Below are 23,482 nucleotides of genomic sequence, written 5' to 3'. Positions count from 1 at the left end.
TTCCGCATTTTCTGCCGGAATTTTGGGCGTTGCTGCATGCCGATTCCGCCCTATGCTCACATCCAGGTGAAGCGCAGCGTGCCGACATGGCCAGCGCTTCGCCCAATGAGGACAAGGGACAGGGAGGCCCGTCGACATGACACAGACCCACCGCAGATTATCCCAACGCTCCATGGCCTTCGTGCTGGCGGGCGGGCGCGGCTCCCGATTGCGCGAACTCACCGATCGCCGCGTGAAACCGGCCGTCTATTTCGGCGGCAAGGCGCGGATCATCGATTTCGCCCTCTCCAACGCCATGAACTCCGGCATTCGCAAGATCGCGGTGGCGACGCAGTACAAGGCGCACAGCCTGATCCGCCATTGCCAGCGCGGCTGGAATTTCTTTCGCGCCGAGCGCAACGAGTTTCTCGACATCCTGCCCGCCTCTCAGCGGATGAGCGAAAGCTGGTGGTACCGCGGCACCGCCGATGCCGTCACCCAGAACGTCGACATCGTCGACGGCTATGACGTCGACTACATCGTCGTCCTCGCGGGCGACCACATCTACAAGATGGATTACGAGGCGATGCTGGAACAGCATGTGTCCTCCGGCGCCGATGTCACCGTCGGCTGCCTGACCGTGCCCCGCATGGAGGCCACCGCCTTCGGCGTGATGCATGTCGACGAGAACAGCCGCATCACCTCGTTTCTCGAAAAGCCGAAGGATCCGCCTTCGATTCCCGGCCAGCCCGACAAGGCGCTGGCCTCGATGGGCATCTATGTCTTTTCGTGGCCCTTTCTGCGCGATCTGCTGATGCGCGACGCCGAGGACGAAAATTCCAGCCATGATTTCGGCACCGACCTGATCCCCGACATCGTCAAGAACGGCAAGGCGGTCGCGCATCGCTTCGACGACAGCTGCGTCCGCGACGAGGGGCGCGAGGCCTATTGGCGCGACGTCGGCACGGTCGATGCCTTCTGGCAGGCCAATATCGACATGACCAATTTCGACCCCGAGCTGAACCTGTGGGACCGAGACTGGCCGATCTGGACCTATTCCGAAAGCGTGCCGCCGGCCAAGTTCATCCATGACGAAAAGGACCGGCGCGGCTCGGCGGTGTCCTCCATGGTCTCGGGCGGATGCATCATCTCTGGTACCGAGGTGCGCAATTCGCTGCTGTTCACGCAGGTCCACACCAATTCCTACTCGGTGCTCGATCATACCGTGGTGTTGCCCTACGCCACCGTCGCGCGTCATGCGCGGCTCAAGAACGCGGTGATCGATGCGGGCGTGCACATTCCCGAAGGGCTCGTCGTGGGCGAGGATCCCGAAGAGGACGCCAAGCATTTCCGCGTCTCCGATGGCGGCGTGACGCTGATCACGCAGGCCATGCTCGACAAACGGGCCGCGGCGCTCTGATGCGGGCGCTCTCCGTCGCCTCCGAATGCGTGCCGCTGGTCAAGACCGGCGGTCTCGCCGACGTGGCGGGCGCCCTGCCCGGCGCGCTCAGGGCCGAGAACATCGAGATGCGGACCATCCTGCCGGGCTACCCGGCGGTGATGGCCGCGCTCGATCCGGGTGCGGCACAGGTCATGTCCGAGGCCGACCTGTTCGGCGGCTCGGCCCGGCTGCTCGCGGGGCGCGCGGGCGGGCTCGATCTGTTCGTGATCGACGCGCCGCACCTCTACATGCGCGAGGGATCGATCTATCTCGGCCCCGACGGGCAGGACTGGCCCGACAACCCCGAACGCTTTGCCGCGCTGAGCCTGATGGCCGCGCGGATCGGCGCCGAAGGCGTGGCGCTCGACGGTCAGGATTGGCGCCCCGATCTGGTGCATTGCCATGACTGGCAGGCAGGGTTGGTGCCCGATTACCTCGACCAGTTCGGCGGCCAATGCGCGACGGTGCTGACGATCCACAACATCGCCTTCCAGGGGCTGACCGGCCACCACATGATCGAAAGGCTGCGCCTGCCCCGATCGCGCTTTCACCCCGACGGCTTCGAATATTACGGCAAGCTCTCGGCGCTCAAGGCCGGGCTGATGCGCGCCGACCGGCTCACCACCGTTTCGCCGACCTATGCCGCCGAACTGATGCAGCCGGACTTCGGCATGGGGCTCGACGGGGTGATGCGGGCGCGCCGGCGCGACCTGTCGGGCATTCTCAACGGTATCGACGAAAGCGTCTGGAACCCCGCGACCGACCCGGCGATCGCCGAGACCTACCGCCACCCGGCGGGCAAGGCCGCGAACCGCGAGGCGCTGCGCGCCGAGATGGGCCTGCCCGAAACCACGGGACCGCTTTGCTGCGTCGTCTCGCGGCTGACCGAACAGAAGGGGCTCGACCTGCTGCTCGCGGCGCTGCCCGCGCTTCTGGAGCGCGGCGGCCAGCTCGCGCTTCTGGGGTCGGGCGACCCGGGCCTCGAGGCGGCCTTCCGCGAGGCCGCGCGCGAGGATGGGGTCGCGGTGCGCATCGGCTATGACGAGGCGCTGTCGCACCGGCTCATCGCCGGGGCCGACGCGATCCTCGTGCCGTCGCGGTTCGAGCCCTGCGGGCTGACGCAGCTTTACGGGCTGCGCTATGGCACCATTCCGCTCGTGGCGCTCACCGGTGGTCTCGCCGACACCGTCATCAATGCCTCGCCGGCCGCCATCGACCGCGGTGTCGCCACGGGGCTGCAGTTTCATCCCGTCAGCGCCGATCCGCTGGCCGTCGCGATCGACCGGCTGTGCGATCTGCACGCCCAGCCCGAGATCTGGGCGCAGATGCAGGCCAACGCGATGCGTCAGCCTGTCGGCTGGGCCAGCTCGGCACGGGCCTATGCGGCGCTGTACCGGGATGCTATCGCCACCGCATGAGCACCAGAACCCGGATCAGCGCCGGTCGTCCCCACCCCTTGGGCGCCACGCCAGACGCGGGCGGCGTCAACTTCGCCGTCTTTTCCCAGAACGCCACCCGCATGCAGCTGTGCCTGTTCGAACGGTTCGGCCGCGAAACCGCGCGGATCGACCTGCCCGAACGCGAAGGCCATGTCTGGCACGGCTATATCCACGGGCTCCGGCCCGGTCAGCATTACGGCTTTCGCGCGCACGGGCCCTATCGCCCCGGCGAGGGCCACCGCTTCAATCCCAACAAGCTGCTGCTGGATCCTTACGCGCGCCAGATCAGCGGCCACCCGATCTGGCACGATGCGCTGCATGGCTACGACACCCGCTCGAAGCTCGGTGATCTGAGCTACGACACCCGCGACAGCGCGCCCTACATGCCGCGCGCCGTGGTCTGCGACACCTCGCGCCTGCTGCCCGCCAAGCATCCCGACCGGCCCATGGCCGACACCGTGATCTACGAAGCACATGTCGCCGGGCTCACCGCCGACCGGCCCGACATCGCCGGGCGGGGCCGGTTCCAGGGGCTGGCCTCGGACAAGATCCTCGACCATCTGGGTCGTCTCGGCGTCACGGCGGTCGAGCTTTTGCCGGTCCACGCCTTTCTCAATGACCGGTTTCTGGTCGAAAAGGGGCTGACGAATTACTGGGGCTACCAGTCGATCGGCTTTTTCGCCCCCGAGCCGCGCTATCTCGCCAATCATGACATCGCCGAGTTCCGCGCCATGGTCGACCGGTTCCATGCCGCGGGGATCGAGGTGATCCTCGACGTGGTCTACAACCACACCGGCGAAGGCAACCAGCTCGGCCCAACCCTGTCGTTCCGGGGCCTCGACAACGCCAGCTATTATCGCCTCGCCGAGAACCGGCGCCACCACATCGACGACACCGGCACCGGCAACACGCTCAACATCGAGCATCCGATGGTGCTGCGCATGGTGATGGACAGCCTACGCTACTGGGTCGAGGTGATGGGGGTGGACGGGTTCCGCTTCGACCTGTGCACCACGCTGGGCCGCCGCGCCGAGGGTTTCGACCGCAACGCGCCCTTCTTTCAGGCGCTGCGGCAGGACCCGGTGCTGGGTCGCGCCAAGCTCATCGCCGAGCCGTGGGACATCGGGCCGGGCGGCTACCAGCTCGGCGCCTATCCCGCGCCGTTCGCGGAATGGAACGACAAGTTCCGCGACGAGGTGCGCGATTTCTGGCGCGGCACGCCTTCGATGGTCGGCAAGCTGGCCGCCCGGCTGTCGGGCTCGGCGCAGCAGTTCGATCACGACAACCGCCCCGCCACCGCTTCGGTCAATTTCCTGACCGCGCATGACGGCTTCACGCTGATGGACGTGGTGTCCTATGACGAGAAGCACAACGAGGCCAATGGCGAGGGCAACCGCGACGGCCATTCCGCCAACCACTCCGACAACATGGGGCACGAAGGCCCGACCGGGGACGCCTCGATCAACGCCGCGCGGGCGCGCCGGCGGCGCAACATGCTCGCGACCCTGATGCTGTCGCAGGGCACGCCGATGCTGCTGGCGGGCGACGAGCTGGGCAACAGCCAGATGGGCAACAACAATGCCTATTGCCAGAACAACGAGATCGGCTGGGTCAACTGGGAGGGCACCGATCCGGGCTTTCTGGGCTTCGTGCGCAAGCTGGTGGCGTTCCGGCGCGCGCATCCGATCCTGCGCCAGAAGCGGTTCCTGCACGCCCAGAGCCGCAAGGACAACCGCACCGACCTGTTCTGGCGCCGCGCCGATGGCCGGCTGATGACCGAGGCCGACTGGAGCGACCCCGAGCGTCGGCTTCTGGCCTTCGAGATGCGCACCGCGTCGGGCACGCCGGACTACGCCGCGCTCGAATACGCGCTCTTTGCCGTGGTCAACAATGGCGGCCCCTGCCTTGTCACCCTGCCTTTCCCGCCCGAAGGTTATGTCTGGGTGCGCCACGTCGACAGTGCCCGCCCGGACGCATCGCCCAAGCCGCATGGCAGCCGGACCCGCATTCGCGGCCGCTCGGTTGTCGTCATGGTGCTGGAGCCGTCACAAACGGATCCCGCCGATCCCGCAAGCCGAGGAGATTGAACCAGTGGAACAGATCACGGTGAACACTAAGCCCATTCAGGGCCAGAAGCCCGGCACCAGCGGGCTGCGTAAGAAGACCCGCACCTTCAAGGAGCCGCATTTCCTCGAGAACTACGTGCAGTCGATCTTCGACGGCATCGGCGGCATCGAGGGCAAGACGCTCGTGCTTGGCGGCGACGGGCGCTATTTCAACGACCGCGCGAGCCAAGTGATCCTGCGCATGGCGGCGGCCAATGGCGCGGCGCGCGTGATCGTCGGGCAGGACGCGATCCTGTCCACCCCTGCCGCGTCGCACCTGATCCGCAAGCGCGGCACCGATGGCGGGCTGATCCTCTCGGCCAGCCACAATCCCGGCGGCCCCGACGCCGATTTCGGCCTGAAATACAACGCCGCCAATGGCGGCCCAGCCCCCGAGAGCATCACCGACAAGATCTATGCCGCGACGCAGGGGCTGACCCGCTACCGCATCACGGAGACACAGGACATCGACCTTTCCACCCCCGGCGTGACGGCGCTCGGGCAGATGCAGGTCGAGGTGGTCGACCCGGTGGCCGATTACGCGATGCTGATGGAGGAGATCTTCGATTTCGACGCGATCCGGGCCCTGCTTTCGAACGGCTTCCGGCTGCGCTTCGACGCGATGCACGCCGTCACCGGCCCCTACGCGGTCGAGATCCTAGAAAACCGCCTCGGCGCGGCGTCGGGTTCGGTGGTCAATGCCGTGCCCTCGCCCGATTTCGGCGGCGGCCATCCCGATCCGAACCCGATCTGGGCTAGCGATCTGGTCGCGGCGATGATGTCCGACGACGCGCCCGATTTCGGCGCGGCCTCGGATGGCGATGGCGACCGCAACATGATCATGGGGCGCGGCGTCTATGTCACCCCCTCCGACAGCCTCGCGCTGCTGGCGGCCCATGCCCATCTGGCGCCGGCCTACAAGCGCGGGCTGAAGGGCGTGGCCCGCTCCATGCCCACCTCGGCCGCCGTCGACCGCGTGGCCGAGAAGAAGGGCATCGCCTGCTACGAGACGCCGACGGGATGGAAATTTTTTGGCAATCTGCTCGACGCTGGAAAGGCGACGCTGTGCGGCGAGGAGAGCGCCGGGACCGGATCGGACCACGTGCGCGAAAAGGACGGCCTCTGGGCGGTGCTCTTGTGGCTCAACATCCTCGCCGAGACCGGCAAGAGCGTGAAGGAGCTGCTCTCCGAGCATTACGCCGAATACGGGCGCAATTATTACTCGCGCCATGATTACGAGGACGTGGAGAGCGCCAAGGCCAGCGCCCTGATGGACGCGCTTCGCGGCAAGCTCGGGAGCCTGCCGGGGCAGAGCTTTGCCGGGCTGACCGTCAAGACCGCCGACGAGTTCTCCTATGACGACCCGGTCGACGGCTCCCGCGCCACGGCGCAGGGCCTGCGGGTGGGTTTCGAGGACGGCAGCCGCGTCGTCTTTCGCCTGTCGGGCACCGGCACGGTCGGCGCGACCTTGCGGGTCTATCTCGAAGCGCTGGAGACCGACCCCGCGAAATGCGACCGCGACCCGCAGGAGGCGCTGAAACCGATCATCGCCGCCGCCGACGAGATCGCGGGCATCAAGTCCCACACCGACCGCGACGCGCCGAACGTGATCACCTGACACGCCCCGGCCCCGCCGCCCGCGCGGCGGGGCCTTACAGCCAGCCCTTGGCCTTGAACCAGATCCACGTGCCCGCCGCCGACGCCACCATCGCGCCGAGCGCGATGTAATAGGCAAAGGGTTCGTCGAGTTCGGGCATGTTGGCAAAGTTCATCCCGTAGATGGACGCGATCAACGTCGGCGGCAGGAACAGCGCCGCCACCACCGACAGCGTACGCACCACCGCGTTCTCGTCGAGATTGATCATGCCCAGCGTCGCGTCGGTCGCCAGCGCCACGCGGCTGTTGAGAAAATCGAGATGCACCTCGAGCGCGTTGATGTCGCGCATCTGTGCCTTGGCCAGCGTCGCGATCTGCGGATCGCGGTGCTTCATGGTGCCGTTCCAGACCATGAAGGTCGACAACATCCGCTCCATGGTGAACAGCGCCAGCCGCACCTTGGCGGTCAATTCGCCCTGCTGGCCGATGTCGCGCAGCGCCAGACGCAACCCCTCGACGTCGTTCATTTCCTCGCCATAGACATCGCTGGCCACCCGGTCGAGCACGCGGCCCGCGGCCTCCAGCAGATCCGCCTGCCGCGCGATGATCTCCTCGACCAGCCCCAGAAAGATCCGCACCGGCGTGCCCGAGCCGGCACTCGACCGCTCGGCCCGCGTGGCAAAGGTCGCGAAGGGGCGCGGCGTGTGATGGCGTACCGTCACCAGCCGGTCGGGCGTCAACAGGAAGGTCACGGGAGCCGAGAACTGCCGGTCCTCGGCGTCGCGCCCCGGCAGCATCACCGTCATCACTTGGCAATCGCCCTCGCGGTGCAGCCGGTTGGAGATTTCGATCTCCTCCATGTCCTCGAGCGTCGGCACCCCGATCCCGAAGGATTCGACTCGCGCCGTCTCTTCCGCGTCCGGGCCGCACAGATCGATCCAGAGCGCCTCCCCGAGATCGCGCTCTGCCCCGAGCGGCGCAAGGCCGTTTTCGGCGGGAAGATAGGCGGACAGCATCGGCGTCTCCTCGTTCCATGTGTCGAAACAAGGAGCTAGCGCGCCATGGCCGCCGTCCAGACCTGCCTTGGTCGGTTGCGATGAAAACCGCGGCCTTTCCGATGCGGCAGACCGGTCAGCGCTCAGTCTTCTCCGGCGTCCTCGCGCGGCGGATCGAAGACCACGAAGAACTGGTAGGCGCACCAGAGCCCCGCCGCGCCGAACAGGGCCGCCCAGCCGGGCGCGCCACGCCAAAGCTCGACCCCGGCCCAGCCCAGCGTCAGGACCACCACCAGCACCCGCCGCCATGGCGGAATGAAAAACGGGCTCTGGATGTCGAACAGCTTGCCCATGGGTCTCCTCGCGGTGTCATGCCATCATCATGGCGCGCAGGCGCCTGTCCTCGCAAGAGGACCGCGCCGCCCCCACACCGAAAGAACAGGCCGGTTTCCTTCGCACGGCCCGGTTTTGCTCAGCGCAACCCGTCCCTTGCAATGATTTCGGCCAGACGCGTCATCGCCGCGGCCCGCGCCGCGGCCAGCCCCGTGGCGCCCTCGGCCTGCGGGATCGGCACGGCGATCTCGAAGGTTTCGGCGCGGTCGCGGCCCAGCGCGTCGCGCGTCGCCACGAAATACTGCCCCGCCACCCGGAACCGCCCCTGCGCATCGGCGAGGAATTCCTCCAGCCGGACCTCGACCCGCGCCTCGGCGAAATCGTCGAACGGCCACGGCTCGGAGGCGACGCGCGCGCCGGTCGACAGGCGCAGCGCCCGCGACAGCTCCAGCGTCGCCGCGCGCACCGGGTCGTCGGCCCAGAGCAGATCCTTGGCCGGTGTGATCACCCCTTCGGGCGTTTCGACATAGATGTCTTCGAGCGCGGCATAGGTCGGCAGGGTGATCTCTCGCAGCTCGACCGAGCGAAAGGCGATCGCCATCTTCTCGGCGGGCGCGACCTGCGGCACCGCGTAGCGCAGTTCCGGGCCGCCGCAGGCCGCGAGACCCGCGACGAGCGCCATGGCGGTGAGAGTACGGTTCATCATGGCCTAGCGTCCTGTCAGAAGCGAATTGGGGCGGCGTTCGATGGCACGGGCGAGCGATCCCACCGCCTCGGCGGCCTTGGAGACGTCGCGCAGCGCCGAGCGCAGGTCGCGCAGCGCCGGTTCCGTCGCATCGCCGATCACCCCCACCGTGCCGTTCGAGGTGACCAGCAACGCCTCGGCGCGGCTGACCAGCGAGGGCAGCGTCTGCGCCGCCTCGGCCAGCCGGTCGGCGGCATTGGCGGCGGAGGCGAAGGTGGCGTTGGCGTTCTCGACCACCCCGCCCTCGCGCACCTGGCCCAGGATCTGCCGCAGCTCGTCGAGCGCGCCGTTCAGCTCGCCCGGCAACGCTCGCGCCGTGTCCTGCGACAGGATGCGGTCGGCGGAGTTGATCAGGCTGTTCGCTTCGGCGACGAGCACCTCGAGCGGCAGGTCGGCGGCCTTGCCCGCCACGGCGTTGAGGCTGTCGATCAGCTGCGGCGCACCGGCAAGCGACCGGTCGAGGCTGTCGGCGGCGCGGGCGGCGCTGTCGATCGCGGCGACGAGGCTTTCGCCGCCGCCCCCTGCATTGACCTCGGCCAGCAGCGCGCGGGCCTCGGTCACGCCGAGTTCCAGCTCGCCCGCCAGCGTGCCGATCTGTCCCGGCAGCGCGCGCGCCGCATCGGTACCGATCAATGCCCGGGCATCGCGCGCCAATCCCGACACCTGATCGAGCAGCGCCTCGACGGGCAGATCCTGCGCCGTCGCCGCCACCGCGTCGATCCGCTCCACCAGCTGCGGCACCCCCGCGAGCGAGGCATCGAGCGATGCCGCCGCCGCGCCCGCCGCGTCCACCGTGTCGAGCAGCCGGGCGATGCCCTGCTCCTCGTCGAGGGTGGCGACTAGGCCGCGCGCCTCGGCGGTGCCGGCTTCGAGCTCGGCCAGAAGCGCGTTGATGCGTCCCGGCATGGCCTGCGTCTCTTCGGCGCCGACCAGCGCGCGCGCCTCCTCGGCCAGCCCCGACACCTCGGCCAGAAGCCGGTCGAGCGGCAGGTCGGCGGCGTTCTCCGCCACACGGTTGAGGTTCCCGACCAGCTCCGGCACCCCGTCGAGCGCGGTGTCGAGATCGGCGGTCACGGCGGCGGCGCTGTCGACCGCCTCGAGCACGCGGCGCACGGCTTCGGCGGCGCGCACCTCGTCGAGGATCAGCCGGACATCCGAGACGACCAGTTCGATCTCCTCCATGACGCCACCGATCTGGCCGGGCACCGCCTGCACCTCCTCGGAGCCGACGAGACCGCGGATGTCGCCCAGAAGCGCGCGCACGTCGCCCGGCGTCTGTTGCAGGTCTTCGGAGCCGATCAGCCGGGCCGAGTTTTCGAGAAAGCTGGTGGCGGAGGCGAGCAGCTCCTCGATCGGCAGGTTGTTGATCCGGTCGAGCGTGCCCTGCGCCGTCGCCTGCACGTCCGAGATCTCGCTTTGGGTGACCGGGACGGAGGGATAGGGCAGCGCATTGACATCGAGCGTTGCGGCCCGCGCGCCGGGCACGTCGATCAGCTGCACCTTGAGCCCGCCGGTCAGGATCGAGCCGGTGACGAGCCGCGCGCGCAGTCCTTCTGCCACCTCGTCCACGAAATATTCGAGCGCCTGCTCGACGCCGCCATCGGTGGCCATGCCAAGCCGCGAGGGCAGGATGTTGAGCACGGTCTGCAACCGCACGCCGCGATCACCGAACCGCTCCTCGTCGACCAGCCCGTTGAGCCCCGAAACCGAGCCGATGCGCACCCCGTCAAGCTCGACCGGCGCGCCGACGGCGAGCCCCGAGACATTGCCGTCGAACACCGCCACGAGGTTGAGCGACGGCCCGTCGGGGGTGTTGAACACCGAATTGCGCGCCGTTTCCTCGGCGTCGTAGACCTCGAAGGTCTGGCCGTCCTCGGCCAGTGTCGCGCCGGACACGAAGGTGTCGAAAGCCAGCCCGCCCGCGAGCAGCGCCGCGACGCTGTCGAAATCGATCTCGGCGCCGCCGGTGCCGATCTTGACCGAAAAGCCGGAGGTGTCCCAGAACCGCGTGGTTTCGGTGACGAGGTTGTCATAGGGGGCGTAGATCACCCCCGGCGCCTCGACGTAGAACCCGTCGGTCGAGACCCCCGCCTCGCCGATCCGGCCCGCCTCGACCCCCTTGTAGAGGATCGGGCTGTTGCCGGAGAGCACGCCTTCGGTGGCGCGCAACGTGATCTCGATGCCCTGCTGGTCGGGGCCGAGCAGCGGCGGGCGCTCCAGCCCCTCGAAGCTGGTCTCCTCCGATCCGGCCCGGCCATCCCACTGGCCGCGGATATAGACGCCCGACAGCACCGTATCGAGCCCCGAGACGCCTTCGGTCGTGACCTCGGGCCGGACGATCCAGAAATCGGAGCCGGCATCGACATAGCGCGCCACGTCCTTGTCGAGGCGGATCGCGATGCGGACCCGGTCGAGCCCGTCGGTAAAGCCCACCTCCTCGACCACGCCCACGGCCACGTCGCGAAAGCGCAGCTCGGTCTCGCCCGCCAGCACGCCGCCCGCATCCTCGAAGGTCACCTCGATCAGCGGGCCCTGGTCGTTCCAGCTTTGCCAGCCGATGCCCAGCGCCACGGCAAGCGCCCCCACCGGCACCAGCCAGACCACGGAGACACGGCTGCGCAGCGAACGTTTCGGGCCGGACACCGGGACCTCGGGCAGCTCTGCGCTCACGCGCGGGGCCCGGCGTCGGTGTCGTCTTCCGCGCGATCCCAGATCAGGCGCGGGTCGAAGGCTTGGGCGGAGAGCATCGTGAAGATCACCGAGAGTGCGAAGGCGAGCGCCGCCGGGCCCGGCTTGATCGAGGCGGCCAGATTCAACTGCACCAGCGCCGTCAGGATCGCAACCACGAAGACGTCGATCATCGACCAGCGGCCGATATACTCGACGATTTCATACATTCTGTGGCGCGAATGCGGTGTCGTGCGGCTGCCGCGCCGCACCGAGACGGCCAGCCACGCAATGGCCACGAACTTGCCGATCGGGATCGCCACGGAGGCAACCAGGATGATCAGCGCCACGAAAGGCGCGCCATGCAGCGCCAGTTCCACCGCGCCGCCGACGATGGTGTCCTCGGAGGTGGTGAACAGCACCCGCGTGCGCAGCATCGGGTAGAGATTGGCCGGGATGTAGCACAACAGCCCCGCCACCCACCACGCCCAGACCCGGCTCAGGCTATGGGTGTCGCGCGACACGAGCGGCTTGCCGCAGCGGCCGCATTGCGCGGTGCCGCCGGGCCAGACGCGGGTGCAGCGGGTGCAGGCGACGAACCCCGCCGCGCGCGCGGTGACCGGCCCGCTCATGCCGTGGCCTTGTCACGGCGCGCGCCGTAGCCGTGTTCGAGCGCCTGCCACACCGACCAGCGGCACATCCAGCGGTCATGGATCACCGTGAGAAACACCAGCCCCGCGAACATCCAGAAGGCCGGGCCGAAGCTCAGATGCGCGAGATCGGCGACCTTGACCAGCGCCACCGCGCAGCCCAGCGCGAAGATCTCGGCCATCGACCATGGGCGCATCTCTTCGGACATGGCAAAGAGCCGCAGCGCGCCGGGCGGCGCGGGCCGGTCGAACACCAAGGGGCCGAGCACGTAGATGGTGAGGATCGCCCGCGCCAGCGGCACCAGCACGATCAACGCCGTCACCGCGAGCGACAGCACCAGCAGTGGCCCGCCTGTAAAGCTCAGCGCCGCGTCGAGCAGCGTCGCATTGTTGACGAAGCCCTGCCGGCTGATCTTCAGGAACGGAAACCAGACCGCGCCGAGCACGAGGATCAGCTGCGCCGCCGCCAGCGCGATGATGATCATGCCCGCGCGCTTTCGCGGGGCGATCAGCACCGTGTGACAACGCGCGCAGGTCGCGCGTTCGCCATGCCCCGGCATCCGCGCGCGGTACAGCGCGTCGCATTGCGGACAGGCGATGAGCTCGCCGGGATCGACCTGCGCGATGTCAGTGCTGTGCATGGGGGTCCGTCCGTGAGATCAGTCACGCCGCATGATAGGCGCGCGGGCGGGGAATGACCACGGGGCGGCGCCTATGACCATGCGATGCGGCCGGGGCCGAAGCGTCGGCTTTTCGCGTATTTGGGGAATGGTGAATGGGATCGCGCCGTCTCCAAGCGCTGCGCCTGCCGACACGCATGGAAAGGGAAGGGAAAAAGAAAACGAAGGCCGGGGGGTCGGGAGCGGCGCGCGCGGGTTTCTCCGGCCCTTTCACCATTCTCCAAATACGCAAATCCCGACGCCACCGCCCGCGCCCGCTCCTCATTCCTTGTGCCCGACCCCGCCCGGCGTCGGCGTGATCACCGTCACCGTCTCGCCCGCGCCAAGCCGGGTCTGCGCGCAGGCGGCGAGCGTTTCGGTGGACCCGTCATGCCGCCGCACCTCGGTGCGCCCGACCTCGCCCGCGCGGCCGCCATCGAGCCCTTCGGGCGGGCGGTGCCGGTGCGAGGACAGGATCGACAGGTCCATCTCCTGAAGAAACCGCAGCCTGCGCCGCGTGCCGTCACCGCCGGGGAACGCGCCCGCCCCGCCCGATCCGGGCCGTAGCGCGAACTCTTCGAGCAGCACCGGGAAGCGGGTTTCCAGCACCTCCGGGTCGGTCAGCCGCGAATTGGTCATGTGGGTGTGCACGCCCGCCGTCCCGGCAAAGCCGCGCCCGTCATTCATCCGCCCCGCCGGGCTGCCCGAACAGATCGTCTCGTAATACTGGTGCGCGTCATTGCCGAAGGTGAGATTGTTCATCGTCCCCTGCGCATTGGCCAGCGCGCCAAGCGCCTGGAACAGCGCGTTGGTCACGTGCTGCGAGGTTTCGACATTGCCCGCCACCACGGCGCGCGGATAGGCGGGCCGCAGCATCGAGCCTTCGGGGATCACGATCTCGATCGGCCGCAGGCAGCCCGCGTTCATCGGGATGGGTTGTTCGCACATCACCCTGAACACATAGAGCACGGCGGCGCGGGCCACCGGCTCGGGCGCGTTGAAATTGTTCTCGCGCGCCTCAGATGTGCCGGTGAAATCGACCTTTGCGCGCCGGGCGGCGCGGTCGACGGTGATGTGCACCCGGATCGTCTGGCCCGTATCGGTCTCGTAGGCGCATTCGCAATCCGACAGCCGCCCGATCAGCCGCGCCACCTCTTCGGCGGCGTTGTCCTGCACATGGCCCATATAGGCGCGCACCACGTCGAGGCCGAACTCGGAGACCATGCGCCGCAGTTCCGCCGCGCCGCGGGCATTGGCGGCGACCTGCGCCTTGAGATCCGCGATGTTCTGGCCGGGATTGCGGCAAGGATAGGGGTGGTCGGTCAGAAGCTCCTGCAGCGCCGACTCGCGGAAGCGGCCCCGATCCACGAGCTGGAAATTGTCGATCAGCACGCCTTCCTCGTCCACGGTCGTGGCCAGCGGCGTCATGGATCCCGGCGCGGTGCCGCCGACATCGGCATGGTGACCGCGGCTGGCGGTCCAGAACAGGATGTCTGCGCCCGCATCGTCGAAGACCGGCGACACCACGGTGATGTCGGGCAGATGCGTGCCGCCGTTATACGGCGCGTTGAGCGCGAAGACGTCGCCGGGGTGGATCACCGGGTTCTGCCGGATCACCGCCTCGACCGAACGGTCCATGCTTCCCAGATGCACCGGCATGTGCGGCGCGTTGGCGACCAGCGCCCCGTCGCGGTCGAACACCGCGCAGGAGAAATCGAGCCGTTCCTTGATGTTGACCGACTGGGCGGTGTTCTGCAGCGCCACGCCCATCTGCTCGGCGATGTTCATGAACAGGTTGTTGAACACTTCGAGCAGGATCGGGTCGGCCTCGGTCCCGGCAGCCAGGGCGCGCGGCGCGGCCTCGTGGCGGGTGAGCAGGATGTCGTCGCGGCCCGTCAGCCGCGCGGTCCAGCCCGGCTCGACCACGATGGTCTGGTTCGGCTCGATGATCAGCGCGGGCCCGCGCATCTCGTGGCCCGGCGCGATATCGGCGCGGCGATGCACCCGCGCCTCGTGCCATGCGCCGCCCGAGAAGAAGCGCGCGGTCTCCTCCGCCTGCGCGACACCGCGCTCGGGCGCCATGCCTCCCGTCTCGGCCAGCGCATGCGCCGGCTCGGTGCCCTCGACCTCGACCGCCTCGATCACCAGCATCCGCTCGGGGCTGAGAAAGCCGAACTGCGCCTCGTGCGCCGCCTCGAACGCCGCGCGCGCCGCCGCCATGTCGTCCGCATATGCGACCTGCAGCGCCGTATCCGTGCCCTCGTAGCGCAAATGCAGCCGCGTGGCATAGCTTTCGCCCGACACGCCCTGACCGGCCAGCTCGGCGCCGACCTGCGCGGTCAGCTCGGCGATCACCGCGTCGAGCGCGGGCCGCGTGCCCTCTTTCAATGGCTGCACCAATCCCTGCTGGCGGCTGGCCGAAACGGTGGCAAGGCCGATGCCATAGGCCGAAAGCAGGCCGGAGAGCGGGTGGACCAGCACCGCCTCCATGCCCAGCGCGTCGGCAACGAGACAGGCATGCTGCCCACCCGCGCCCCCGAAGGAATTGAGCAAATAGCGCGTCACGTCATGGCCGCGCTGCACGGAGATTTTCTTGATCGCGTTGGCCATGTTTTCCACCGCGATGCGCACGAAGCCCTCGGCGGCCTCCTCGGGGCTGCGCTCGCCCGCCACCGCCGCGAAACCCGCCCGCACACCGTCGCGGTCGAGCGGCTGATCCTGACCGGGGCCGAAGATCGCCGGAAAGAGATCGGGGTCGAGCTTGCCCAGCATGACATTGGCATCCGTCACCGTGAGCGGACCGCCGCGCCGGTAGCAAAGCGGTCCCGGATCGGCCCCGGCGCTGTCGGGGCCGACGCGAAAGCGGTTGGTGTCCGCATGCAACACCGACCCGCCGCCCGCCGCGACCGTGTGGATGCGCATCATCGGGGCGCGGATGCGCACGCCCGCCACCTCGGTATCGAAGGCCCGCTCGTATTCGCCCGCGCAATGCGCCACATCCGTCGATGTGCCGCCCATGTCGAAACCGATCACCCGGTCCCAGCCCGCGGCGCGCGCCGTTTCGACCATGCCGACCACGCCGCCCGCCGGGCCCGACAGGATCGCGTCCTTGCCCTGAAACGCCTCGGCCGCGGTCATGCCGCCCGAGGACATCATGAATTGCAGCGTCGGGCCCGGCTCGCCCGGCGGCGTGGCGCCCAGCGCACCGGAGACCCGCGCCACGTAGCGGCGCAGGATCGGCGAGAGATAGGCATCAACCACGGTGGTGTCGCCCCGCCCGACGAGCTTCAGGAGCGGCGACACCTCGTGGCTGACCGATACCTGCCCGAAGCCCATGCCGCGCACCGCCTCGGCCAGCGCCGCCTCGTGCGCGGGCGCGTTCCACGCATGCATCAGCACGATGGCCACCGCGTCGATGCCCTCGGCGCGCAGCGTCTCCAGCTCGGGGCGCAGCGCGTCGGCATCGAGCGGCGTCTCGACCCGGCCATCGGCGCGGATGCGCTCGTCTACCTCGATCACCCGGTCATAGAGCTGTTCGGGCAGCGCGATCTCCTTGGCGAAGATGTCGGGGCGCCCCTGATAGGCGATCCTGAGCGCGTCGCGAAAGCCGCGCGTGATCAACAATGCCGTCCGGTCGCCCTTGCGCTCCAAAAGCGCATTGGTGGCGACCGTGGTGCCCATCTTGACCGTGCCGATGCGCGCGGGTTCGATCGCACCGCCCAGAAGCCGGCGGATCCCTTCGATCGCCGCGTCCTCATAGGCCTCGGGGTTTTCCGACAACAGCTTCAACGGATGCAGGGCGCCCTCTGGATCGCGACCGACGACGTCGGTAAAGGTGCCGCCACGATCGACCCAGAAATCCCAAACGCTCATTGCCCCTGCCCTCTCGTGTTGCGATTTGCCAAGGGGTGCGCATTCCTCCGCCGGTGGTCAAGCCGTCGCGCGGATTCACGCATAAGCCCAGCCTATGGGCAAATGCCCGCAGCTATGGCACTCTGCCAGCCAGGGGCCTACGGGACAGAACACCGCATGGAGAACGGCATGACGCATGACTGGGACCTGATCATCTTCGATTGCGACGGTGTGCTGATCGACAGCGAATTGCTGAGCGCCGAGGTGCTGATCGAGCTTCTGGCCGAGGCCGGCGTCGACATCGGCTTTGACCATGTGCGGCGCAATTTCCTCGGGCGCAGCTTCGCGACCGTGGCAAAGCATATCCGCGAGGATCTGGGTCATGATCTCGCCCCCGATTTCGAACAGCTTTACCGCACCCGGCTGCTCGCGCGGTTCGAGACCGAATTGAAACCGATGCCGGGCATCGCGCCGGCGCTGGCGTTGACCGCGGCACGCGGCGTGCCGGTCTGCGTGGCCACCTCCTCCTCGCCGCCGCGAGTGTCGCGGTCTCTTGACATCGCCGGGCTGGCCCCGGCGTTGCGGCATGTCTTTACCGCAAGCCAGGTGGCCCGCGGCAAGCCCGCGCCGGATCTGTTCCTGCTGGCCGCCAAGGAAATGGGCGCAGAACCCGCCCGCACGCTGGTGATCGAGGACAGCCTGCCCGGGCTGGAGGCGGCGGCGGCGGCGGGCATGATCGCGGTACGCTTCATCGGCGGCGGTCACCTCGCGGGGGCCACGCTGCGCCATGATCCGGCGGTGCCGCTGCTGCGGGACTGGGCCGAATTTCCCGCCCTGCTGGACCGGCTGCGCCCGGAGGCCGTGGCATGAGCCAGTCACGCTTCACCCCCGAAACCGCCCGGCTCGACGATGCCGCCCGCGCGGGCTGGCTTTACTATGTCGCGGGCAACACCCAGGACGAAATCGCCAGGAAGCTCGGCGTGTCGCGGCAATCGGCGCAGCGGCTGGTGTCTCTCGCGGTGTCCGAAAAGCTGGTCAAGGTGCGGCTCGACCATCCGATCGCCCGCTGCATGGACCTGTCCGGCGCCTTGGCCGAACGCTACAACCTGCGGGTGGCCGAGGTGGTCCCGTCGGACCCCACCGCGCCAGAGCTGATGACCGGCATCGCCATCGCCGCCGCCGCCGAGCTGGAAAAGCTGCTCAAAAGCCCCGAGGAAAAAATCATCGCGTTGGGCACCGGCCGCGCGCTTCGGGCCTGCGTCGAACAGCTTCCGCGCATGGATTGCCCCCAGCATCGCATCGTCAGCCGACTGGGCAACATGATGTCGGACGGCTCGGCCACGCCCTACAACGCCGTCATCCGCATGGCCGAGCGGGTCGGCGCCAAGCACTACCCCTACCCGTTGCCGGTGCGCGCACGCGACGAGGAAGAGCTGCGGGTGATGCACAGCCAGGAACCGGTGCGTCACACGATGGAGCTTTGCGCGCGTGCCGATTTCACGCTGGTCGGCGTGGGACAGGTCGGGGCGAACGCACCGATCCATCTCGATGGCTTTCTCGACCAGCAAGGGATGGACGACCTGATCGCTCAGGGCGTGGTGGGCGAAATCACGAGCTGGGTCTATGACGCCGAAGGCCGGGTTCTGGACAATGCGTTCAACCGCCGCGTCGCCTCCGCGCCGCTGCCGGTGCGCGGTGGCGGGCCCGTGGTGGGGCTCGCCGCCGGGCCCGGCAAGGCGGACGCGATCCGCGCCGCTCTCAGGGGGCGGCTGATCGACGGGTTGATCACCGACGAGGCGACCGCCGAGCGGCTCCTGAAGCGGTAGCCGCCCGGCCTCGGGCGCTACCCCTTGGCGTAGCGGTCGAGCGTGGCCGCCACGCCATCGGACCAGATCGCGCCGATCTGCCGCGCGAAGGCGCCGGCGAAGGTCGGATCATCGCCCAGATCACCGAACACCGCCGCGTTGGACAAGAACGCCTTCGGGTCGTCCTTCGTGGCCATCGCCCGGCGCTTGAGGTCGTCGGCATTGTCGTCATTGGGGGCGATCTCGGCCCCTGCCTCGTCGGTGCCCGCGCAGTAGCGGCACCACATCGCCACCTCCAGCGCCAGCCCATCGACCGGCCGCCCCGCCGCCAGCGCGTCGCGGACCACCGGCAGGATGAATTTCGGCTGCCGGTTCGTGCCGTCGAAACACAGCCGCGGGATGGTGTCGCCGATCTCGGGATTGGCGAAACGCTCGGCCACCTTGCGGCGATAGGCCTCGAAATCGACGCCGTCGATCGGCGCGAGCGTCGGGATGATCTCGCGCGTCTCGAGCGCGGCGAGCCAGGACACGATGCGCGGATCGGCCATGGCGTCATGCACGAAATGATGCCCGAGCAATGCCGACGCATAGGCGATGGCGGCATGACCGCCATTGAGAATACGCAGCTTCATCAGCTCGAAGGGTGCGACATCGGTCACGAATTCGGCCCCGACCCGTTCGAGCCGCGGGCGGCCTTGCGGGAAGTTGTCCTCGAGCACCCATTGCCGGAACGGCTCGCAGGCGACCGGCACCGCGTCGTTCAGCCCGAAGCGGTCGCGCACGATGGCGCGTTCCCGGTCCGAAGTCGCCGGCGTGATGCAATCGACCATGGTGTTGGGGAACGCGACATTGGCCGCGATCCAGTCGGCAAAGCCCGCATCCGACAGCGCCGCCAGCCCGACGATTGTCTGTTTCGCCACGTGCCCGTTCTCGGGCAGGTTGTCGCAAGACATCACCGTGAAGGGCGCGAGGCCCGCGTCGCGGCGGCGCTTCAGCGCGGCGAGGATCATCCCGAAGGCGGTTCTTGGCGCATCGGGAGCCTGCGCGTCGTGGCAGATGTCGGCGTGGCTGTCGTCGAACCCGCCGCTGCGGGCATCGACGAACCAGCCGCCTTCGGTGACGGTGAGCGAGACGATGCGGATCGCCGGATCGCTCATCCGGGCGACGAGACTGGCGGCGTCGATCTCGGCGAAATCGATCATCGCGCCGGTCACGCGCGCCGAAAGCCCGGCCGGGTCCAGCTCGACCACCGTTGTGAGCCAGTCCTGCGCGGCGAGCGCGTCGCGCATCTTCGCGTCGCCGGGCCGCACGCCTGCGCCGCAGATGGCCCAGTCGTGATCCGTCCCGGTTTCGAACAGCCGGTCGAGATAGACCGCCATGTGGGCTCGGTGAAAATTGCCGACGCCGATATGCACGATGCCCGCCGAGAGACCGACGCGGTCGTAACCCGGCCCCTCGACCCCTTCGGGAAGGAGATCGAGAGCGGCGGCTTTGAGATCAATGGCCATTGTCAGCCTCCTGTAGATACGGGATGAGCCATCAGCTCATCCACTGGCCGCCATCGACGTTGTAAGTCTGCGACACGATGTAGTCGGCCTCTGGCGAAGCGAGGAACACGGCCATGCCGGTGAGATCCCCCGGTGTCGCAAAGCGGCCTGCCGGCACGCCGGCGGCGACCTCGGCCTTCTTCTGCCCGGGCGCCTTGCCTTCGAGCTTGGCGAACATGCTGTCGACATGCTCCCAATGCGCACCGTCGACGACGCCGGGCGCGATGGCGTTGACGTTGATGCCGTGCCTGATGAGGTTGAGCCCCGCCGACTGCGTCATCGAAATGACGGCGGCCTTGGTCGAGCAATAGACCAGCACGAGAGGTTCGCCCCGGCGCCCGGCTTGGCTCGCCATGTTGATGATCTTGCCGCCGTGACCTTGGGCGACCATCTGCCGCGCCGCCGCCTGCATGGTGAACAGCGTGCCCGCGACGTTGACGGCGTAGAGCCGCTCATAGCTCTCGCGGGTGATGTTGACCGTCTCGGCGGCGTCGAACAGGGCTGCGTTGTTGACGAGAATGTCGATCTTGCCGGTCTTCTCGACCACCGTCGCAATGGCGGCGTCGATGCTGCCCTGCCGGGTCACGTCGATCCGGACGGCATAGGCCCCCGCGCCGATCGCGGCGGCGGCCTCCTGCGCCGCCCCGAGATCGATATCGGCGATGGCGACCTGCGCTCCCTCGCGGACATAGGCTTCGGCGAAGGCCCTGCCGATGCCGCGACCGGCGCCGGTGATCAGCGCGGATTTTCCAGCCAGCCGGGTCATGAGATGCGCAGCCCCTGCCCGTCGAAGCGATGGATCTTGTCGGCCTGCGGCGTGAGAAACACGGTATCGCCGTGATGCAGGTCGACCTCGCCGCCCGCGCGGATGGTCAGCGTTTCGGCCAGACCGGTGTCGTGCACGTGAAAGAAGGTGTCCGAGCCGAGATGCTCGGCCACGCCGATCCGACCTTTCCACGCGCCTTCGCTGGCCGAGACGTCGATATGCTCGGGCCGCACGCCGATTGTGGCGGCGTCGTGCTTCTTGGCCTCCGCTCCCTCGATCAGGTTCATCTTGGGCGAGCCGATGAAACCCGCGACGAAGGTGTTGCGCGGGTTGCGATACAGCTCCAGCGGCGAGCCGACCTGCTCGATGTTGCCCGCGCGCAGCACGACGATCTTGTCGGCCATGGTCATCGCCTCGACCTGGTCGTGGGTGACGTAGATCATCGTGGTGTCGAGCTTCTTGTGCAGCTCGGAGATTTCCATCCGCATGCCGACGCGCAGCGCCGCGTCGAGGTTCGACAGCGGCTCGTCGAACAGGAAGGCCGCCGGTTCGCGCACGATGGCGCGGCCGATCGCGACCCGCTGGCGCTGGCCGCCCGACAGCTGGCCGGGGCGGCGGTCGAGATAATCGGTGAGGTTGAGCGCGCGCGCCGCGTTCTCGATCCGGCGCTTCTGCTCGTCCTCGGGCATGCCCGCCATCTTCATCGGGAAGGCGATGTTCTTGCGCACCGACATGTGCGGGTAGAGCGCGTAGCTCTGGAACACCATGGCGAGGCCGCGCTTGGCGGGCGGCAGGTCGGTGGCGGGCTTGCCGTCGATGCGGATCTCACCATCGGTGACGTCCTCGAGCCCGGCGATCAGCCGCAGAAGCGTGGACTTGCCGCAGCCGGAGGGGCCGACGAAGACGACGAACTCTCCGTCATTGATCGTCAGGTCGAGCGGCGGGATGACCTCCACGTCGCCGAATTTCTTGGTCACCTTGTCGAGCGTGATGCGTCCCATTGGTCTATTCCTTATTTCACTGCGCCGAAGGTGAGCCCGCGGACGAGCTGCTTCTGGCTGAACCAGCCGAGGATGAGGATCGGCGCGATGGCCATGGTCGAGGCGGCCGAGAGCTTGGCGTAGAACAGGCCTTCGGGGCTCGAATAGCTGGCGATGAAGGCGGTGAGGGGTGCGGCCTTGGCCGCCGTCAGGTTGAGCGTCCAGAACGCCTCGTTCCAGGCGAGGATGACGTTGAGAAGCAGCGTCGAGGCGATCCCGGGCACCGCCATCGGCGTCAGCACGTAGATGATCTCGTCGCGCAGGCTGGCGCCATCCATGCGGGAGGCTTCGAGGATCTCGCCGGGAATTTCCTTGAAGTAGGTGTAGAGCATCCAGACGATGATCGGCAGGTTGATCAGGGTCAGCACGATGACCAGGCCGGTCTTGGTGTCGAGAAGACCCACGTCGCGGAAGATCAGGTAGATCGGGATCAGCACGCCGACGGGGGGCAGCATCTTGGTCGACAGCATCCACATCAGCACGTTCTTGGTGTGCTTGGCCGGCACGAAGGCCATCGACCAGGCGGCGGGGATCGCGATGATCAGCCCCAGCACGGTCGAGCCCAGCGAGATCACCACCGAGTTCCAGAAGTGCCGGAAGTAGTTCGAGCGCTCCATGACGGTGGAGTAGTTCTCGGTGGTCCACTGGAAGAACATGAACGAGGGCGGCGAGGAAATCGCCTCGGCTTCGGTCTTGAAGCTGGTGACGATGGTCCAAAGGATCGGGAAGAAGATCGCGAGACCGATGATCCAGGCGGCGATGGTGTAGCCGGCCTTGCGGCGGGTGGAGACGGCGCGGGCCATGTCAGGCACTCCCTCTGTTCGGTGTGCTGTGCGAAGGGCGGGGTTGGCGCGGGGTCAGGCCCCGCGCGGCGATGATGATGTGCTCAGGCATCGAGGTTCTTTCCGATCATCCGCATCAGGAAGATCGCGACGATGTTGGCGAGGATGATGGCGACCACGCCGCCTGCCGAGCCGCCGCCCACGTCGAAGTTCAGCAAGCTGCGGGCGTAGACGAGATAGGTCAGGTTGGTGGAGGCCACGCCCGGCCCGCCATTGGTGGTCACGAGGATCTCGGCGAAGACCGACAGCAGGAAGATCGTCTGGATCAGGATCACCACGGTGATCGCCCGGCTCAGATGCGGCAGGGTGATGTACCAAAAGCGCGACAGCGGCGAGGCCCCGTCCATCTCGGCGGCTTCCATCTGCTCAGAGTCGAGCGACTGGATCGCGGTGAGCAGGATCAGCGTCGCGAAGGGCAGCCATTGCCACGACACGATGCCGATGATCGAGGCCAGCGGCGCGTGGGTCAGGAAGTCGAAGGGTTGCAACCCGACCGCCTTGGAAAACTCCGCAAAGAGCCCCGAAACCGGGTTCATGAACATGTTCTTCCAGACCAGCGCCGACACGGTGGGCATCACGAAGAACGGCGCGATCACGAGGATGCGCACGATCCCCTGCCCCCAGATCGGCTGATCGAGCAGGATCGCCAGCAGGATACCGCCCACCACCGTGACGATCAGCACCCCGCCGACCAGCAGCAGCGTGTTCAGCATCGCGGTCCAGAAGGCCGGGTTTTCGTAGAACAGCCGGTAATTGAGAAAGCCCACGAAACGTTCGGTGCCGGGCATCAGCAGGTTGTAGCGCAGAAGCGAGAAGTAGATCGTGAGCGCCAGCGGCACGATCATCCACGCCAGCAGCAGCAGCACGGCGGGTGAGATCATGATCCGGGCGGCGGATCGGGAATGTTGGGTGGCCATCGGTGGTCCTCCGGGTCTCGGGACGGGCGGCGGCGCGCGATCCCTTTGCCCGGTCGCGACAGCGGCCGGAGGGGATGGCGGGCGGCAGCCCGTGGCGGTGACGA

Annotated in this window: 18 protein-coding genes; 6 read left to right on the top strand and 12 right to left on the bottom strand. The window is 68.0% G+C overall.

The window, feature by feature from the left end:
• The first annotated feature begins 136 nt into the window (after positions 1-136).
• The 4 genes from glgC to LOKHON_RS14675 are packed head-to-tail and all read left to right on the top strand — an operon-like array spanning position 137 to position 6,582.
• Positions 137-1,399 carry a glucose-1-phosphate adenylyltransferase gene (gene glgC, locus LOKHON_RS14690; RefSeq protein ID WP_081610540.1) on the top strand — a complete coding sequence of 421 codons (1,263 nt, stop codon included), beginning with the start codon at positions 137-139 and terminating at the stop codon, positions 1,397-1,399.
• Complete coding sequence (gene glgA / locus LOKHON_RS14685) at positions 1,399-2,838, top strand: glycogen synthase GlgA (protein WP_017927441.1); 1,440 nt, start codon at positions 1,399-1,401, stop codon at positions 2,836-2,838. Before glgC ends, glgA begins: the two co-directional genes overlap by 1 nt.
• The gene (gene glgX / locus LOKHON_RS14680; protein WP_033315376.1) at positions 2,835-4,946 is read left to right on the top strand and encodes a glycogen debranching protein GlgX; all 2,112 of its coding nucleotides are present in this window, start codon (positions 2,835-2,837) and stop codon (positions 4,944-4,946) included. Before glgA ends, glgX begins: the two co-directional genes overlap by 4 nt.
• A 4-nt stretch (positions 4,947-4,950) precedes the next feature.
• Positions 4,951-6,582, top strand: a complete 1,632-nt coding sequence (locus tag LOKHON_RS14675; protein ID WP_017927439.1) for an alpha-D-glucose phosphate-specific phosphoglucomutase — start codon at positions 4,951-4,953, stop codon at positions 6,580-6,582.
• 34 nt (positions 6,583-6,616) lie between these two features.
• On the opposite strand, the gene LOKHON_RS14670 is transcribed toward LOKHON_RS14675, so the two are convergent.
• The 7 genes from LOKHON_RS14670 to LOKHON_RS14640 form a co-directional block, all read right to left on the bottom strand.
• On the bottom strand, positions 6,617-7,576 hold the full coding sequence (locus LOKHON_RS14670) for a magnesium transporter CorA family protein (protein ID WP_017927438.1): 960 nt from the start codon (positions 7,574-7,576) through the stop codon (positions 6,617-6,619).
• Positions 7,577-7,698: 122 nt separating this feature from the next.
• Positions 7,699-7,908, bottom strand: coding sequence for a hypothetical protein (locus LOKHON_RS14665; protein ID WP_017927437.1), 210 nt, complete (start codon positions 7,906-7,908; stop codon positions 7,699-7,701).
• A 119-nt stretch (positions 7,909-8,027) separates the two neighbouring features.
• Positions 8,028-8,594 carry a PqiC family protein gene (locus LOKHON_RS14660; protein ID WP_017927436.1) on the bottom strand — a complete coding sequence of 189 codons (567 nt, stop codon included), beginning with the start codon at positions 8,592-8,594 and terminating at the stop codon, positions 8,028-8,030.
• Positions 8,595-8,597: 3 nt separating this feature from the next.
• The gene (locus LOKHON_RS14655; RefSeq protein WP_017927435.1) at positions 8,598-11,303 is read right to left on the bottom strand and encodes an MlaD family protein; all 2,706 of its coding nucleotides are present in this window, start codon (positions 11,301-11,303) and stop codon (positions 8,598-8,600) included.
• Complete coding sequence (locus LOKHON_RS14650) at positions 11,300-11,932, bottom strand: paraquat-inducible protein A (protein WP_017927434.1); 633 nt, start codon at positions 11,930-11,932, stop codon at positions 11,300-11,302. The genes LOKHON_RS14655 and LOKHON_RS14650 overlap by 4 nt, the downstream gene beginning before the upstream one ends.
• Positions 11,929-12,591 (bottom strand): paraquat-inducible protein A, encoded by a 663-nt coding sequence (locus LOKHON_RS14645; protein ID WP_017927433.1) that lies wholly within the window; start codon positions 12,589-12,591, stop codon positions 11,929-11,931. Before LOKHON_RS14645 ends, LOKHON_RS14650 begins: the two co-directional genes overlap by 4 nt.
• A gap of 300 nt (positions 12,592-12,891) precedes the next feature.
• Complete coding sequence (locus LOKHON_RS14640) at positions 12,892-16,482, bottom strand: hydantoinase B/oxoprolinase family protein (protein ID WP_017927432.1); 3,591 nt, start codon at positions 16,480-16,482, stop codon at positions 12,892-12,894.
• A 156-nt stretch (positions 16,483-16,638) separates the two neighbouring features.
• Between LOKHON_RS14640 and LOKHON_RS14635 the strand changes: the two genes are divergently transcribed.
• Together LOKHON_RS14635 and LOKHON_RS14630 are read left to right on the top strand one after the other, a co-directional pair.
• Positions 16,639-17,331 carry an HAD family hydrolase gene (locus LOKHON_RS14635; RefSeq protein WP_017927431.1) on the top strand — a complete coding sequence of 231 codons (693 nt, stop codon included), beginning with the start codon at positions 16,639-16,641 and terminating at the stop codon, positions 17,329-17,331.
• On the top strand, positions 17,328-18,287 hold the full coding sequence (locus tag LOKHON_RS14630; RefSeq protein WP_017927430.1) for a sugar-binding transcriptional regulator: 960 nt from the start codon (positions 17,328-17,330) through the stop codon (positions 18,285-18,287). The genes LOKHON_RS14635 and LOKHON_RS14630 overlap by 4 nt, the downstream gene beginning before the upstream one ends.
• Before the next feature lie 17 nt (positions 18,288-18,304).
• Here the strand turns inward: LOKHON_RS14630 and LOKHON_RS14625 are convergent, their stop codons facing one another.
• The 5 genes from LOKHON_RS14625 to LOKHON_RS14605 form a co-directional block, all read right to left on the bottom strand.
• Entirely contained in the window at positions 18,305-19,774 is a 1,470-nt protein-coding gene (locus LOKHON_RS14625; protein WP_017927429.1) for a mannitol dehydrogenase family protein, read from the bottom strand.
• A gap of 31 nt (positions 19,775-19,805) precedes the next feature.
• Positions 19,806-20,579 carry an L-iditol 2-dehydrogenase gene (locus LOKHON_RS14620; RefSeq protein ID WP_017927428.1) on the bottom strand — a complete coding sequence of 258 codons (774 nt, stop codon included), beginning with the start codon at positions 20,577-20,579 and terminating at the stop codon, positions 19,806-19,808.
• Positions 20,576-21,580 carry an ABC transporter ATP-binding protein gene (locus LOKHON_RS14615; RefSeq protein WP_017927427.1) on the bottom strand — a complete coding sequence of 335 codons (1,005 nt, stop codon included), beginning with the start codon at positions 21,578-21,580 and terminating at the stop codon, positions 20,576-20,578. The genes LOKHON_RS14620 and LOKHON_RS14615 overlap by 4 nt, the downstream gene beginning before the upstream one ends.
• An 11-nt stretch (positions 21,581-21,591) precedes the next feature.
• Entirely contained in the window at positions 21,592-22,422 is an 831-nt protein-coding gene (locus tag LOKHON_RS14610) for a carbohydrate ABC transporter permease (RefSeq protein ID WP_017927426.1), read from the bottom strand.
• An 83-nt stretch (positions 22,423-22,505) separates the two neighbouring features.
• Positions 22,506-23,378, bottom strand: coding sequence for a carbohydrate ABC transporter permease (locus tag LOKHON_RS14605; protein WP_017927425.1), 873 nt, complete (start codon positions 23,376-23,378; stop codon positions 22,506-22,508).
• Positions 23,379-23,482: the final 104 nt, after the last annotated feature.

The organism is Limimaricola hongkongensis DSM 17492, from assembly GCF_000600975.2.
GTDB lineage: Bacteria > Pseudomonadota > Alphaproteobacteria > Rhodobacterales > Rhodobacteraceae > Limimaricola > Limimaricola hongkongensis.
The sequence above is the reverse complement of the archived record's forward strand: the minus strand, read 5'-3'. Positions and strand labels throughout refer to the sequence as shown.